At 63.2% G+C, this 16,289-nt stretch carries 10 protein-coding genes, 2 tRNA genes and 1 riboswitch; of the genes, 7 read left to right on the top strand and 5 right to left on the bottom strand.

What is annotated here, in order from left to right; all coding sequences use genetic code 11:
- Window positions 1–82: 82 nt before the first annotated feature.
- Window positions 83–1,543 carry a D-serine/D-alanine/glycine transporter gene (gene cycA / locus FQP90_RS14670; RefSeq protein ID WP_144651717.1) on the bottom strand — a complete coding sequence of 487 codons (1,461 nt, stop codon included), beginning with the start codon at window positions 1,541–1,543 and terminating at the stop codon, window positions 83–85.
- A 144-nt stretch (window positions 1,544–1,687) separates the two neighbouring features.
- Window positions 1,688–1,787, bottom strand: a riboswitch (glycine riboswitch).
- 74 nt (window positions 1,788–1,861) lie between these two features.
- Window positions 1,862–3,811 (bottom strand): FAD/NAD(P)-binding protein, encoded by a 1,950-nt coding sequence (locus FQP90_RS14665; protein ID WP_144651715.1) that lies wholly within the window; start codon window positions 3,809–3,811, stop codon window positions 1,862–1,864.
- 60 nt (window positions 3,812–3,871) lie between these two features.
- Between FQP90_RS14665 and FQP90_RS14660 the strand changes: the two genes are divergently transcribed.
- Complete coding sequence (locus FQP90_RS14660) at window positions 3,872–6,124, top strand: prolyl oligopeptidase family serine peptidase (protein WP_144651713.1); 2,253 nt, start codon at window positions 3,872–3,874, stop codon at window positions 6,122–6,124.
- 155 nt (window positions 6,125–6,279) lie between these two features.
- Window positions 6,280–6,367 (top strand) — tRNA-Ser (locus FQP90_RS14655).
- 66 nt (window positions 6,368–6,433) lie between these two features.
- Here the strand turns inward: FQP90_RS14655 and FQP90_RS14650 are convergent.
- The gene (locus FQP90_RS14650) at window positions 6,434–7,864 is read right to left on the bottom strand and encodes an MFS transporter (RefSeq protein WP_144651711.1); all 1,431 of its coding nucleotides are present in this window, start codon (window positions 7,862–7,864) and stop codon (window positions 6,434–6,436) included.
- A gap of 115 nt (window positions 7,865–7,979) precedes the next feature.
- Window positions 7,980–10,145, bottom strand: coding sequence for a RecQ family ATP-dependent DNA helicase (locus tag FQP90_RS14645; protein WP_144651709.1), 2,166 nt, complete (start codon window positions 10,143–10,145; stop codon window positions 7,980–7,982).
- Window positions 10,146–10,270: 125 nt separating this feature from the next.
- Between FQP90_RS14645 and FQP90_RS14640 the strand changes: the two genes are divergently transcribed.
- From FQP90_RS14640 to FQP90_RS14625, 4 genes are all read left to right on the top strand, one after another.
- Window positions 10,271–11,689, top strand: a complete 1,419-nt coding sequence (locus FQP90_RS14640) for a phosphomannomutase/phosphoglucomutase (RefSeq protein WP_144651707.1) — start codon at window positions 10,271–10,273, stop codon at window positions 11,687–11,689.
- A gap of 12 nt (window positions 11,690–11,701) precedes the next feature.
- The gene (locus tag FQP90_RS14635; protein WP_144651705.1) at window positions 11,702–12,169 is read left to right on the top strand and encodes a hypothetical protein; all 468 of its coding nucleotides are present in this window, start codon (window positions 11,702–11,704) and stop codon (window positions 12,167–12,169) included.
- A 22-nt stretch (window positions 12,170–12,191) separates the two neighbouring features.
- Entirely contained in the window at window positions 12,192–12,659 is a 468-nt protein-coding gene (locus FQP90_RS14630; RefSeq protein WP_144651703.1) for an RrF2 family transcriptional regulator, read from the top strand.
- 127 nt (window positions 12,660–12,786) lie between these two features.
- On the top strand, window positions 12,787–13,944 hold the full coding sequence (locus FQP90_RS14625) for a globin domain-containing protein (RefSeq protein ID WP_144651701.1): 1,158 nt from the start codon (window positions 12,787–12,789) through the stop codon (window positions 13,942–13,944).
- A gap of 89 nt (window positions 13,945–14,033) precedes the next feature.
- Here the strand turns inward: FQP90_RS14625 and FQP90_RS14620 are convergent, their stop codons facing one another.
- Complete coding sequence (locus FQP90_RS14620; protein ID WP_144651699.1) at window positions 14,034–15,860, bottom strand: phosphoenolpyruvate carboxykinase (GTP); 1,827 nt, start codon at window positions 15,858–15,860, stop codon at window positions 14,034–14,036.
- Window positions 15,861–16,144: 284 nt separating this feature from the next.
- Here FQP90_RS14620 and FQP90_RS14615 point away from each other — a divergent pair.
- Window positions 16,145–16,218: transfer RNA gene (locus tag FQP90_RS14615), tRNA-Arg, on the top strand.
- The last annotated feature ends 71 nt before the right edge of the window (window positions 16,219–16,289 follow it).

Genomic DNA, 16,289 nt, shown 5'->3' with positions numbered 1-16,289 from the left:
CCACTCCCGGCTAAGGCCACATAAGCAGGGCCCTTCACGCAGCCAGCGTGAAGGGCCCTGCTTCTTGTTGTTCAGGCGTGCATTACTTGGTTGCGGGCTCCGGTTCCTGGACGCGCTCTGCGTCCCGCTGCAGCTCCGCTTGGAACGCCGCGTAGCGTGCCAGGTGGGCGGGGCGGCGGCGCAGGATGAACCAGGCAACTCCAAGAATGAGGAACCACACAGGCGTGGCCAGGAGCGCTGCGAGGGTGTCCGGCTGGGTAGTCAAGGCCCAGAGCACGAAAGCGAAGAACGCGAACACCACCCACACCATCACCACGCCACCGGGCATCTTGAACGCCGAGGATTGGTGCAGGTGCGGACGACGTTTCCGGAATGCAAGGTAGCTGGCCAGGATGATCGACCATACGAAGACGAAGCACACTGCGGACACGGTGGTCACCATGTCGAACGCCTTGCCGATGTCCGAACCGGCGTACATGAGGACGACGCCGGACAGCAGCAGGACGCAGGACAGGAACAGGGCGTTGCGGGGTACTTTGCGTCCGGAGAGGGCGCCGAACACCTTGGGCGCGTCGCCCTCCTGGGCGAGGCCGAACACCATGCGGGACGTGGAGTAAATGCCGGAGTTGGCCGAGGACATGGCCGATGTGAGCACCACCAGGTTCACCACGGTGGCCGCTGCCCCAAGACCAGCGAGCGAGAACATGGCGATGAACGGGCTGTGCCCGGCGGCGAACTGGGTCCACGGAGTGACGGACATCAGGATAATGAGGGCACCTACGTAGAACAGCAGCACCCGGATGGGAATCGAGTTGATGGCCTTGGGAAGGTTCTTCTCCGGGTCCTTGGCCTCAGCGGCGGTGGTGCCCACCAGTTCGATGCCCACGAACGCGAACACTGCGATCTGGAAGCCTGCCGCGAAGCCCATGAACTCGTTGGGGAAGAAGCCGCCATGGCTCCACAGGTTGGTGAAGCTGGCCGGTCCGGCATCGGACTGGAAGCCGCTGAAGATCATGAACAAGCCAACAATGATGAGGGCCGCGATGGCCACGATCTTGATGAGCGCGAACCAGAACTCCGTCTCACCGAAAGCCTTCACGGTGGCCAGGTTGAGGAGAAGGAGGATGCCGATGGTGATCAGGCCCGGCACCCAGAGCGGCAGGGATGGCCAAAGTTCCTGGGAGTACCCGGCAATCGCGATCACGTCCGCGATGCCCGTAATGACCCAGCAGAACCAGTACGTCCAGCCGGTGAAGAAGCCGGCCCACGGCCCCAGCAGGTCGGCGGCGAAGTCGCTGAAGGACTTGTAGTTCAGGTTGCTCAGCAGCAGCTCGCCCATGGCACGCATGACGAAGAAGAGCATGAAGCCGATGATCATGTACACGAAAATGACGGACGGACCAGCCGCTGAAATGGTCTTGCCGGACCCCATGAAGAGGCCGGTACCAATAGCTCCGCCGATGGCGATGAGCTGGATGTGGCGGTTGCTGAGCTGACGCTCAAGATGGGGTGAATCGCTGGAAGGTGGGCGCTGAATCGTCAAAGGAACTCCATCGTTCAGGCGGCACGGGGTGCCACGTTGATTCGGGTTCCTCCCCGCTCTGTACGTGGACCTGAGAGTTTCCGCAGGCGTTGGCCTGCTTGCACCTTCGGTGAGCCCGGTAGCCGGACTGCTTTCCAGAGTTGCCTCGCCGCGGCGGTACATGGGCCTGAGAGATTCCTGGGGAGGGTTTGCTCCTACGGCGCCTGACGGGATGTACCGGGCAGGACTCTCCCGCCGCAGATCAAAAGCGCGCACACCCTACTGGGTGATGCAGCTCACACAGTAACGAAGGCTGGAGGCAGTCGCAACCCCGCGTCGCTAGCGGCCCAGAATGCTGCGGGCGATCTCATCGGCATCGCGCAGCGTCCGCTGTCCGCTGGCATACGCCGGTCCGGTGAGCGGGCGCGCCTCCGCAGCGATGGCTGTCCCCCACTGGGACGCAGACAACTGGAGGCCCAGGACGTACAAGTTCTTGGTGATGGATCCGTTCGCCGCCAATGGCCGATAAGGGTGGGGCTCCACATCCAGGCCCGTGGTCTGCATGGGTGTGCCCTCCACCCCCATCATGATCTTGGTACGCACCAGTCCGTCGGCCATGAGCTGTTCCAGCAGCGGCGAGAGGTTGATGCCCACCCTGTTGGCAGGCGACATTGCCTCCACGAGCGTCCTTGCTTCCACGGGCGCATCATGGACCCACGGCGACACCGCCCGGAACACTTTCGCGCCCCGGTCCACGCTGAACTTGGGGTCTGGTCCCACAAAACTCACGACGCCGGCACGCGCCAAGGCGGCCAACTGCTCCGACCGAAGTGCAGGCGCTCCGCTGGCCAGCCCCTCGACGAACGACTCGAACCAGCCGCGCAAACCCGCCAGCCATGATTCGTCCGTAATTCCACCGTCAGCCACCACGGATTTAAGGATTGCCCGTCCGGTGTGGAGGGCACCGATGGCCATCTTCACGGGGTCGGCCTCACCCAATGCCGATCGCCGCGCATCATCGTCCAGGTAAGCAGTGATGGCCACATCCAACTCTCGTCTGGAGGCGAATGTCCGGCCGGCGAGCGGTGCTGCCAAACCCCGGAGATTCAGTCGGCGGGAGGCAACAACGTGCTTTTCCACGAGGTCCCCCACATCGCTTTCCCACTTGGCAGTGGTGTGCGCATGGGGTTGGAGCGCGTCCTCAAGGTCTGCGAGGAACTGTTCCGGATCCTTGATTGCCGTGGGCTGGGATCGGGCCAATGTTGTGTAATAGGCCCAGAGCGCATCGCGGTGCAGCAAGGGCCACAGGTCGTGATCGAAGCCGGGCTGGATTCCCGCCGCCCGGAACCGGTCAACGGCATCTTCCGTCAGGTACCGCATGGTGATGCTGCTGGGATAGTAGCCTGCCAGCCCCGCTTTGGCCCGATACGGCGTTCCCCGGCGGGAGGCAGCGATGATCTTCGGCTCCCGGCCCGAGGCCCGGTACTCAAGCACACCGGCGCCGGGTGAACCGGCCTCGACGAACTTGCCGCCACGGCCCTCCGTCAACTGGCCCATGACGTCGAAGAAGTTCAAGCCCATGCCGCGGACCAGCACCGGCTCATTGTCCGGCACTGCCTGCCAGTCAACATCGGCCGGCGGAGCCGGCGGGAAGTAGAGCAGGCCCTGTTCGTCGGCCGCGCTCTTGAAGGACCGCTGCTCGGGATTCAGTCGGGACTCGATGTGGCCCAACGCGAGGACCACGGAGCCGACGGTGAGCCTGGCACCGTTGGCAAGTTCGACGTCGAACCCGTCTTCCTTTTCACGTTTCACGGGATGCGCAGCAACGGCGAGCGTCTTATGGAAGGTGACCTCGACGCCGTCGGGCAGCCGTTCCAGCAGCCCCTCCAACGTTTGGCGAAGATACCGCCCATACAGGGCACGGCTGGGGAAATCGTGTGACTCGAGGGTGGCAAGCTCCGCCTTTTCGGCGTCGTTGAGTCCCTCGCCATCACGACGCCGGGCCTCACGCCATTGGTCGAACGAACCGCCCGCGAGGGGTGGCGCAAGCTTCGGATCCTCAGGAATGAGGGTGGGATAGAACGATTGGGTATTCATCAGGAACAGCCGCGACTGCTCCGGTTGCCATACGTGGCCTGAACCAGCCGGGTAGGGATCTACGACATCAATGTGCAGCGTGGCGCCTTCAACGCTCTCCGCAGCCCAGTTCGCGAGCAACCGCTCGAGGACGCTGGTGCCCCGAGGGCCAGCCCCCAGCAGGGCAACACGGTTGATTTGCGATTTAGCCACGCTCAAGCCTAACTTCTGCGTGACTTGCTTACCGTGGAACAGTGTTGCTTGGATGGGGCGATGACCACCACAGAAGCTGATCAGTCGCCACTTCCCGAGAATGACACCGCGCCGGCCTCCGGCCCGCGCCACGCAGCGGATGTTGCGCCTGAGCCCACGGATGAGAACGTATGGCTTGAAGACATCCACGGCGAAGAACAGCTGGCGTGGGTCCGCGAGCAAAACGCGCGCACCGAAGACCTGCTGGAAGACGCCGAGTACCAGGCCGTCGAGGCCGGCATCCTGGAGGTCCTCGACTCCACGGACCGCATCGCCATGGTCAACAAGCGCGGTGACTTCTACTACAACTTCTGGAAGGACCAGGAACACCCCAAGGGACTCTGGCGCCGCACCACGTGGGAGAGTTACCTCACCGAGGATCCCGAATGGGACGTGCTGCTGGACATTGATGCCCTTGCCGCTGCTGAAGGCGTTGAGTGGGTGTTCCACGGTGCCGGTTTCCTCCGCCCTTCGGACGGCGAGGAGTACCGCCTTGCCATGGTTTCGCTGTCCCCCGACGGGGGCGACGCCGACCGCCACCGCGAGTTCGACGTCGAAACCCGCACCTTTGTGGAGGGCGGCTTCGACCTCCCAACTGCCAAGGGCAACGTCAGCTGGCTTGACGCCGACACCCTCCTGGTCTCCAGCACCGCGGACGGGCTTCCGGCCACCACGTCCTCTTACGCCCGGACCGGGGTGAAGCTTCGCCGCGGCCAGTCCCTTGCCGACGCTGAGCGCATCTTCGAGATCCCGGAAGACCACATGCTGGCCATGGTGGCGCACGACTCCACCCCGGGATTCGAACGGACTTTCGCCGTTGACTACATCGACTTCTACAACCGCAACACCTGGCTGCTGCGCGACGACTCGTGGGTGGCCATCGATGTCCCCACGGACGTCAACATCAGTGCCCACCGCGACTGGCTGCTGTTCCGCCCGCAGAAAGATTGGGATGTTGCCGGTGTTGGGTATCCTGCCGGGTCCTTGCTTGCCGCCGACTTCGAGGCCTACCTGGCGGGGTCGCGGGAATTCGTGGTGCTGTTCGAACCTGATGCGCACACTTCACTGCAGTCCTGGAGCTGGACCAAGGACTACCTGCTGCTGAACCTCCTGCGCGACGTCTCCTCCGAGATTCGGGTATTGGATCCTGTTCGCCCCGATGCCACCGGGGCGTGGACCTCCACTGTGCTGGATGCCTGCCCTCCCCTGCACGACGTCAACGCCTATGCAGTGGACGACGAGGACGATTCCGATTCCGGTGCGGGAAACGACTTCTGGCTGGTGGCCACGGGGTTCACGACGCCGACCACGTTGACGCGGGGGACGCTCGGTGCCGCGTCGTCAGAGGCGGCACCGGCGACGGCATCCAGCGGCGTGGCGAGCCAGCACGCCGAAGTGAAGCGGTCGCCGTCGTTCTTCAACGAAGCCGACTACGAAGTCCAGCAGCACTTTGCTGTTTCCAAGGACGGGACCAAGGTTCCCTACTTCCAGGTGGCGTCCAAGGACCTGGTGCTGGACGGCCAGAACCCCACCCAGCTTTCCGGCTACGGCGGGTTCGAGGTTTCCCGCACTCCTGCGTACAGCGGAACCATCGGCCGGGCATGGTTGGAGCGGCGCACCTTGGGAGCTACGCCCGACGACGGCACAGCGTCCCATTCTCGCGGTGGCGTGTACGTTGTGGCCAACATCCGGGGCGGCGGCGAGTACGGTCCGTCATGGCATCGCGCAGCCCTTCAGGAGAACCGTCACCGTGCGTACGAGGACTTCGCCGCAGTGGCGAAGGACCTGATCTCGCGAGGGGTCACCAGCCGCCGCCGGCTGGGTTGCGTCGGCGGGTCCAACGGCGGCCTGCTGGTAGGCAACATGCTCACCCAGTACCCGGAACTGTTCGGTGCCGTGTCCTGCGGCGTGCCGCTCCTGGACATGCGCCGCTACACGAAGCTCTCCGCCGGGTACTCATGGATTGCCGAGTATGGCGATCCTGATGTCCCCGGTCAGTGGGAGTTCATCCGTACTTTCTCGCCGTACCACCTGCTTCACGACGGCGTGGAATACCCGGAAACGTTCATTTGGACCGCCACTTCGGATGACCGTGTGGGACCGGTCCAGGCCCGCAAGATGGCAGCGCGCATGCAGGCCATGGGCATTCCCAACGTGTGGTTCCACGAAGCACTGGAGGGCGGGCACGCGGGAGCCTCCGACAACCGACAGGCAGCTGCACTGCAGGCACGGAGCAACCACTTCCTATGGCGTTCACTGGCTGGAATCAACTGACATCTTCCTCCGTGCTCCGATTCGATGGTTCCCTGCGCGGACAGCCGTGCGAACGGCCCATCCGGCAGCGAACCATCGAATTGGGCGGCTGAACGGCCGCGTTTTGCGCTGGGCCGTAGGTTCTGCGTATCCTTGGTGGGCTAGCAATAGCAATTGGAGACGTGCCAGAGCGGCCGAATGGGCTTCACTGCTAATGAAGTGTGGGGCACAACTCCACCGGGGGTTCAAATCCCCCCGTCTCCGCGAATTGGTCCCGGTTTTCGAACCGGGACCTTTTGCGTTTAACGCTCGTATCCGTTGAGTCCCTGATCAGCCGCGCTTCGCTCCGCCGCTGACCTCGGCGCCGGCATGGCGGTGCAGGGTCAGGCTGTCCACAGTGCTGATCAGCATCAGGAGCGCCATGGCAATGAAGGCGCCCTTGTAAGCCCCCACTTGGTCCGCCCCGAACATGCGGGTGGTCTCGAAGAGTCGCAGGAACAAGGCGCCAACAGCGATTCCGGCTGCTGCCGCCAACTGAACGAGCGTTGCCGAGATGGCGTTGGCCGACGGGAGCTGCCCTGGGACGATGTCTGCGTATTGCACCGAGGCGTAGGCCGAGAAACCTATGGAGCGGAACGCCCCGCTGAACAACAGCAAGGCAAAAATAAGTGGTTCGGGCGTCTGGGCATCGAGGAACGCGCACAAAGCGAACGTCACGGCGGACGCGAACGAGGCAAAGACAAGTACGGGCTTGAACCCAAAACGCCTGATGAGCGGCGTGGTGGCGGGTTTGATCCCGATGTTGCCCACGAAGACCGCCGCCACCATGACACCGGCTTTCAGCGGGTCCCAGCCAAATCCGTCCTGGAACATCAATGGCAGCAGAAACGGTACGGAACTGATGGTCAGGCGGTAAATGAAGCCGCCGGTAGAAGTGGCCCGGAAAGTCCTTGTCCCAAAAACAGTGAGGTTGAACAGCGGGACTTTGGCCTTGCCCATCCACCAAACCGCCCCCGCCAAGGACAGCACTCCGGCAATCACCACCACCACTGCAAGTACGTTGGACGCGTGGCCGCCCAACGTTTCCAGGCCCACAACCAAAGCTCCGACTCCCAAGGTGGTCAGGAGCAGCCCAAACCAATCGAGCCGGCGCTTGCCGTCAAACTGCGTTCGCGGCACCAACCTGAGCGCTGCTATGAAAGCGGCGAGCCCAAGGGGAACATTGATGATGAAAATCCAGTGCCATGAAAGGAACGTTGTGAGGGCGCCACCCACCATGGGGGCCAGGACCGGGGCCAGAAGACCAGGCCACACCAAATAGGCCGTGGCGCGGAGGAGTTCGGACTTGGGAGTGCCCCGCAGCACCACCAGCGTGCCCACGGGAACCATCATGGCCCCACCCATGCCCTGTGCCACCCGACTGAGCGTGAGCATGGTCAGGTCGGTGCTCACTGCGCACAGCAGGGAAGCGATGGTGAACACGGAGATCGCAAGGCAAAAGATTCGGCGAGCGCCGAACCGTTCAGCAAGCCAACTACTCAGCGGAATGCCCATGGCTACCGTCACCAGGTACGCCGTCATGGTGATGTTGATGTCGGCCGGAGCCACGCTGAAATCGGACGCGATGCTGGGAATGGCGGTGGTGAGGATGGTCCCGTCCAGGAACTCCATGAAGAACGTTGCCGCCACCAAGAGGGCCAAGCGCGGCCGCCAGGTGGTTTCGTTGGCCGCTTCGACGTCGGTGTTGGGATTTGTGCTCATGGCTCCGGTCCAAGTTCTGGCAGGTAGCCTGCAGCAGGCAGCAGGCGTGTTTGCTCGATCCTATAGACGCAGCGTGGGAGCGATCACAACATGACGCTTTCCTACCAGCTTGCTGCTACCCGGCTTGGGCCAGGGCCAGTGGAAGGACGGCGCCCACCCCGGCCAGCCGCAAGGCCCGGGCGGAGATCGTCATGGTCCAACGGCTGTCGATGAGGTCGTCGACCAACAACACTGGCTGGCCGCCGATCCCGGCGAGGGCTTGGGCAAGTTCCGGTCCCACAACAAGCCTGTCCCAGACGCCAGCGAGCCGGTACGCGCTGTTTCCTCCGCGGCCGCCGGTAGGCCCACCATGCTGGGGCTGCAGCTGACCCAAGTAAGGCATCCGCCCAATGCCGGCTATTCCCTGGGCCAAGGAATCGACCAACAGTGGCTTGCTCCTGGAAGGAACACTGACAACAGCCGCCGGACGGCCAACTCCGCTCCACGGCGTTCCGCCCTCGGCCCCTGACCATTCACGCAGCACCTGGACGCAGGCCTGAAGCATTGCAGGATCAACGGAGCGGTCCGGTGCACCCGCGGCGAACAACTCGCGGAGGGCACCGCCCCAGCCCAAGTCGGTGAGCCTGGCCAGGACCCGCCCTTCCGAGACACTTTCGTTTGGCTTGATCTTGCCCTTGACCGCAACTCCCAGCCGGTCCATGCCGCTGGGCCATTGAAGGCGCGGTTCCGCCGCGATGCCGGCACGCCGGAGGGTCTGGCCCGCAGCGTCGGCTGCCGAGGCTGACACGTCCACGGGGAACCATCGGCCGGCGCAGTTGTCGCAGCGCCCACAGGCGGCTGCTGTCTCGTCATCCAGCACCGAAGTGATGTATTCCATGCGGCAGCCAGCCGTGTCTTGGTAGATCACCATGGAGTCCTGCTCGTCCACCCGCGCTTCGGCGATGCGCGCGTAGCGCTCCGCGTCGTAGCTCCATGGCTGCCCGGTGGAGCGCCAACCTCCGCCAACGCGTTCTACAGCTCCGTCAACGGCGAGGACCTTGAGCAGGAGTTCCAAGGGCGTGCGGCGAAGATCCACCCTGGCTTCCAAAGCGACTGTGGACAATGCCGAACCCGCATCACCGAGGGCACCCAGGACGGCATCGGCTTTCTCGGCGGAGGGCATGGATGCGGTGGCGAAGTACTGCCAGATCTCGCGGTCCTCGGAGCCTGGCAGCAGCAGAACGTCTGCGTTGGCTGCTCCACGGCCTGCGCGGCCAACCTGCTGGTAGTAGGCAACCGGCGACGACGGGGCACCGAGGTGGATAACAAAGCCCAGGTCCGGTTTGTCGAATCCCATCCCCAGGGCCGAGGTAGCCACCAGGGCCTTTACTTGGTTGTCCTTGAGAAGTTGTTCGGCACGTTCCCGATCCGCGGGGTCCGTTCGTCCTGTGTAGGACAGGACGTTGTGGCCGGCTTCAGCCAGCAGCCTGGCTGTGTCCTCGGCCGCGGAGACAGTGAGGGTGTAAATGATTCCGCTGCCAGGCATGTTTGCGAGGTGTGTCAACAGCCACCCGAGCCGGTCCCGGGAGTCTGGCAGGGTCAGGACGCCCAGCCGCAGGGACTCGCGTCCCAACGCTCCACGAATGGTCAGCACTCCGGCGCCGAGTTGTTCCTCGATGTCGTGGACCACCCGGGAATTGGCGGTAGCTGTGGTGGCAAGGACAGGAACCGACTCCGGCAACTGGGCAATAAGGTCGGCGATGCGCCGGTAGTCAGGCCGGAAGTCGTGTCCCCAGTCCGAGATGCAGTGGGCCTCGTCAATAACAAGGAGGCCCGTCCGACGGATGAGTTCCGGAAGCTGGTTCTCCCGGAAGGATGGGTTGGTTAGCCGCTCCGGCGACACCAGGAGGACATCAACTTCGTCTGCCGCCAACTGCGCCAGGACCGTATCCCATTCAAGGGCATTGGCTGAGTTGATGGCTACGGCCCGCACCCCTGCCCGTGCGGCTGCAGCCACTTGGTCACGCATGAGTGCGAGCAGTGGAGACACGATCAGGGTTGGCCCGGCACCGCGCCTTCGCAACAGCAGCGATGCCACAAAGTAGACAGCGGACTTTCCCCAACCGGTGCGCTGGACCACCAAAGCCCGGCGGCCCGCGTCCACCAACGCCTCGATGGCTTCATATTGGCCTTCGTGGAACTGGGCTTCGGGGTGCCCCACCAACTCACGCAGGCACGCCAAGGCCTGCTGTTCGGTGGGAGATTGCACGGAAACGGCAGTGTTTGGGGAGTTGTTGGCCATCAACCCAGTATTCCAGCCGACTCTGACACCCATAACCTTCAGGCCACGCTATGTGGATAGTCCTTGTCCACATAGCGCTCCTGCCGGTTCATGCCCCATTGCGTAGCCACAGTAGGATTGAGCCCGTGACTAGCGAGCAGAACAAGACATTCGACCTCTCGGCATCCTTCAAGGCGTATGACGTCCGCGGGATCGTGGGTGAATCCATCACGGCTGAAATCGTAGAGGCCGTGGGCGCTGCGTTCGTCGACGTCCTGGGCCTTGAGGGCCAGACGGTTCTGGTGGGCGGTGATATGCGCCCTTCATCGCCCGAGTTCAGCCAGGCGTTCGCCAACGGTGCAGCCACGCGCGGAGCGAACGTCCAGTTGCTGGACCTGATCTCCACCGATGAGCTCTACTACGCCTGCGGCGCCCTGAACGCTGCCGGCGCTACGTTCACCGCGAGCCACAACCCGGCCGAGTACAACGGCATCAAGATGGCCAAGGCCGGCGCGCAGCCCATCTCTTCCGAGAGCGGCCTGAAGGAAATCCAGGCCCTCGCCGAGCAGTACCTGAATTCCGGCATCATTCCTGCTGCAGGCAGCCGCGGAGCGATCAGCGTTCGGGACGTCTTGAAGGACTACTCCGAGTACCTGCGCCACTTGGTGGACCTCTCCGGCTCGGGTCCGTTGAAGATCGTGGTGGATGCTGGCAACGGCATGGCTGGACTGACCACCCCTGCGGTGCTCGGCGACAAACTGCTCCCGGCCTTGCCGTTCGACATCGTTCCGCTCTACTTCGAACTGGACGGCTCGTTCCCCAACCACCCCGCCAACCCACTGGAACCGGAAAACCTCCGCGATCTGCAGGCAGCTGTCATCAAGCACGGCGCCGACATCGGCTTGGCATTCGACGGCGACGCGGACCGCTGCTTCGTGATCGACGAAAAGGGCGAGCCTGTTTCCCCGTCCGCGATTACCGGGATGGTGGCCCGACGCGAGATCGCCCGCGCCCAGGCCGCTGGCGAGCAAACCCCGGTGATCATCCATAACCTACTGACCTCAAAAGCGGTTCCTGAGCTCGTGGCCAAGGACGGCGGGCGTGCAGTCCGGACCCGTGTGGGGCACTCCTTCATCAAGGCCGTCATGGCCGAGGAAGGCGCAGTCTTCGGCGGGGAGCACTCCGCTCACTTCTACTTCCGCGATTTCTGGAACGCCGATACCGGCATGCTCGCGGCCATGCACGTCCTTGCAGCCCTGGGTGAGCAGAACGGACCGCTCTCCGAGCTTGGCCGCCAGTACGAGCCGTATGTCTCCTCGGGTGAGATCAACTCCGAGATCGAGGACAAGGCCGGCGCCGTGGAACGCGTCCGGGTGGACTTCGAGAACGAAGACATCGAGATCGACCACATGGACGGCAGCACCTTCACAGCGAAGGACGGCAGCTGGTGGTTCAACCTGCGCCCGTCCAACACCGAGCCCTTCCTGCGATTGAACGCCGAAGCCAAGGACCAGCCCACCATGGAAAAGATCCGCGACCGCGTCCTGGCACTGGTCAGGGCCTAGGAGCTGGGGAGCATGAGCGAGAAGCCCACCCAGAACGCCGCCCCGAGCGACGCCGCTGGCGAATCCGTTCAGGATCGTGAGCTCCGGGAAACCTTGGGGACCGGCCTTGGAACTGCCCAAGAGCACCTGCAGCAGAATGGTGGGTTCTTCCCGTTCGGCATCACCCTCTCCGATGATGGCGAGCTCCGGATAGTGATGGTAACCCCCGGCGAACCCGACGAGGATGGTCACATCGACGCCGGGCAAATGCTGGCCGATCTGCACGAACTGTTGCGCCAAGGCCGCGACGAATTCCGGGCGGTTGCCATCGTCAGTGACGTCAGCCTCCCGGAACATGGCTCCGACGGCATTCATGGCGCGGCAGAGCACCGGGACGGTGAGGTCCGGGCAGCGATCATCCCGTACTCCCCGGCAGCCGAGGGCTTCATCTTTGCCGCAATGGAGCCCGATACCCACGAACCATCCGTCTGGGTGGACTAGACCGACTACCTAGGCTGATCCCATGAAAATCAACGCCTTCGCAGATGTGAGCCTCCGCGCCATTATGGTGTTGGCCGCGGCGCCTGAGGGCATGCTGCTGACCACCCAGGCAGTGGCCGACGCAGTGGGAACACCGTACAACCATGTCAGCAAGGCGATGGTCCGCCTCCGCGCTCTGGGACTCATCGACGTAGAGCGAGGGCGGCTGGGCGGCTCGCGGCTCAATGAATCCGGGCGAAGAGCCACTGTCGGGGAACTCCTGCGTCATCTGGACAGCAGGCAGGATCCGGCGGAATGCCAGTCCCCCACCAAGGATTGCCCGCTCATCAATGAATGTGGACTGCGCCATGCCATGAATCGTGCCAGGGAAGCGTTCTACCGTGAACTCGACACTGTGGTCATCGCGTCCCTGCCCCACGCACGCCAGATGAACCCCGTCTTCCAGTCCATTGGACTCCGGCCGGAATTCAGGACTTCCGTAACGCAGTAACCGGCCCTCAACTACCGGTTTGCGCAACTCTTCTACAGAGAGTAGAAATTGAGGTGTAAATACAAGTATTTCAACTACTTGTATTGGCCGGCCGGGTACGCAGCCCGACCACTACACCAGGAGAACCATGCTCTCGGAAAAATCCCGCCCCCTCATCCAAGCCACCCTCCCGCTGATCGGTTCACGGATCGACGCCATCACCGTCGACTTCTACAACCGGCTTTTCGCTGCACACCCTGAGTTGCTCGACGGCCTCTTCAGCCGGTCGAACCAGCGTTCAGGGGATCAACAGCGGGCCCTCGCCGGCAGCATCGCGGCCTTCGCCACGCACTTGGTCAACAACCCGGATACCCTTCCCGAAAAGGTCCTGTCCCGCATCGCCCACAAGCATGCTTCCCTGGGAATCACTGAAGAACAGTACGCGCTGGTCTACGAGCACCTCTTCGCAGCCATCGCCGCAGACTTGGCCGAGGTCATCACACCTGAGATCGCCGAGGCATGGACTGAGGTCTACTGGCTCATGGCCGATGCCCTGATCAAGCTTGAGAAGGGCCTGTACGCCTCGCAGGCCAACAGTGGGATGTGGATGCCGTGGCGCGTGGCCACCAAGGAACCGGCAGGCAAGGAGGCCATCACCTTCACCTTGGCTCCTGCGGACGACTCCCCCATCACGGAAGCCCAACCCGGGCAATACATCAGTGTCAAGGTCCAGCTCCCCGATGGCCTGCGCCAAGTGCGCCAGTATTCACTGTCCGGCGACGCAGGCACCAGCCGCATCTTCACCACCAAACTGAACGACGGCGGCGAGGTATCCACCGCCCTCCATGTCGGCGTCGAACCTGGCGACATTATCGAAATCTCGAATCCCTACGGCGAGATCACCATCAAGGACGGCGAGGGGCCGATCGTCCTGGCATCGGCCGGCATCGGCTGCACGCCTGCCGCGTCCATCTTGCGCTCCCTCGCAGAAACCGGGACCAACCGAAAGGTCCTGGTCCTTCATGCAGAGAAGGCAATGGAAAACTGGGCACTGAGCGCCCAGATGACGGCCGACGCCGCGACCATCGATGCAGAATTGCAGCTCTGGCTTGAAACTCCGCATCCCGGTGCCAGCCAAGGATTCATGTCCCTGCGCGAAGTGGACCTGCCCGCGGACGCATCACTGTACCTTTGCGGGCCCCTCCCTTTCATGAAGAAGATCCGCGACGAGGCCATCCAGGCCGGGGTCCCAGCCACGAACATCCACTACGAAGTCTTCGGCCCTGACGTTTGGCTCGCCAACTAAGGCAAGGAACGACGGCGGCCCGTCACCTTTCATGCGAAAGGTGACGGGCCGTCGTCGTTCACTTAAGAACGCCGTTGTTCCTAAGAGGTCTAGCCCAGACGGGCCTTGAGGCCGTCCAGCTCGGACTGCAGTGCCGCCGGGAGTGACTCGCCGAAGTTGGCGAACCATTCCTCGATGGATGCCAGCTCGGTTGCCCACTCTGCAGGGTCGACGCGCACCGCGGACTCAACCTCAGCCGGAGTCATGTCCAGGCCTTCGAGATCGATGGACTCGCCGGTCGGAACGAAACCGATCGGAGTTTCCACAGCGTCGGCCTTGCCTTCGAGGCGCTCGATGGCCCACTTGAGCACACGGGCGTTGTCGCCGAAGCCAGGCCAGGCGAAGCCGCCTTCAGCCGTGCGACGGAACCAGTTGACCAGGAAGATCTTGGGCAGCCGCTCCGGGTTGGCCTTGGCAGACAGATTAACCCAGTGGTTCAGGTAGTCGCCTGCGTCGTAGCCGATGAACGGCAGCATGGCCATGGGGTCGCGGCGGACAACGCCAACGGCACCGGCGGCGGCAGCCGTGGTTTCCGAGGACAGCGTGGATCCCATGAAGATGCCGTTGGACCAGCTGCGCGCTTCGGTCACCAGCGGAATGGTGGTCTTGCGGCGACCGCCGAACAGGATTGCGGACAACTCCACGCCCTCGGGGCTGAAGTATTCTTCAGCCAGCATGTCGATCTGGTCGATCGGGGTGCAGAAGCGGGAGTTCGGGTGCGCGGCCGGAGTGTCCGAGTCCGGAGTCCAGGACTCACCCCGCCAGTCGGTCAGGTGTGCGGGAGTTTCCTCTGTCATACCTTCCCACCAGACGCCACCGTCATCGGTCAGCGCGACGTTGGTGAAGATGCTGTTGCCCTTGGCGATGGCGCGCATGGCGTTGGGGTTGGTGCCCCAGCCGGTGCCGGGAGCGACGCCGAACAGGCCCGCTTCGGGGTTGACGGCGCGGAGCTCGCCTTCCTTGCCGAAGCGCATCCACGTGATGTCGTCGCCGAGGGTCTCAACCTTCCAGCCCTTGATGGTGGGGTCGAGCAGCGCGAGGTTGGTCTTGCCGCAAGCGGAGGGGAAAGCAGCTGAGACGTAGTAGGTCTTCTGCTCGGGGGAGGTCAGCTTGAGGATGAGCATGTGCTCAGCCAGCCAACCCTCATCACGCGCCATGACGGAAGCGATGCGGAGGGCGTAGCACTTCTTGCCCAGGAGGGCGTTTCCGCCGTAGCCGGAGCCGAAGGACCAGATGGAGCGCTCTTCCGGGAAGTGCACAATCCACTTGTCCGTGTTGCAGGGCCAGGCGACGTCGGCCTGGCCGGCTTCGAGCGGTGCGCCCAGCGAGTGGAGCGCGGGGACGAAGAAGGCATCCGTCTGGGTGATGCGATCCAGGACGTCAGTACCAATACGGGCCATGATGCGCATGGAGGCGACGACGTAGGCGGAGTCGGTGATCTCGACGCCAAACTTCGGGTCTTCGGCGTCCAGGTGGCCCATGACGAAGGGGATGACGTACATGGTGCGGCCGCGCATGGAGCCGGCGAAAAGTCCGCGCAGCTTCTGCTTCATTTCGGCCGGAGCCATCCAGTTATTGGTGAAGCCTGCGTCGCGCTCGTTCTCCGAGCAGATGAAGGTCTGCTCTTCAACGCGGGCAACATCGGCCGGGTCAGAGAACGCCGCGAAGGAATTCGGGAACGTTTCCGGGTTCAGCCGCTTCAGCGTGCCGGCCTCGACCAGTTCGTCAGTCAGCTTCTTGTTTTCTGCTTCGCTGCCATCGACCCAGTGGATGCGGTCCGGCTGAGTCAGCTCGGCAACTTCCTCAACCCAGGCCAGCAGGCGTGCATGCGTAGTAGGTGCCTTCTCAAGCAGCGGCAGTCGCGCCAGATCGCCCATTGCGGTTCCCTTCCTCGGGTTCAGTGGTGTGTCCTAAACGATAGGGGCCGCGGACCAGACCAATCCGCTGTCAGACATCGGACATCCACGAGGCTGAAATCCAAAAACCGCTAGAAATCAAGGAGGAAGGTTGTTGGAAGGGAGATTTAAGTGACTAAGGTCACGTAGACCGGTCTAGTTGCGCAGATTACAGCTTTTCGATTTGGAACTTCACATGAACTTCTGTAAAGTTTATTGAGGTTCGAGGGGGTCAGAGAAACAGACCGCCGAGAATCACACGAAATGCGCCCATAGCTCAGCTGGATAGAGCGTCTGTCTACGGAACAGAAGGTCAGGGGTTCGAATCCCTTTGGGCGCACAGACAAGACCCGCACCGGTTCGCCGGTGCGGGTCTTTTTTATACCCTAATGACCCAAGCAGCGGCAGGTG

This window comes from Paenarthrobacter nitroguajacolicus (genome assembly GCF_007786235.1).
In the GTDB taxonomy this organism is placed as follows: domain Bacteria; phylum Actinomycetota; class Actinomycetes; order Actinomycetales; family Micrococcaceae; genus Arthrobacter; species Arthrobacter nitroguajacolicus_A.
Note: the sequence above shows the minus strand (reverse complement) of the source record. Positions and strands in the feature narration are given on the sequence as shown.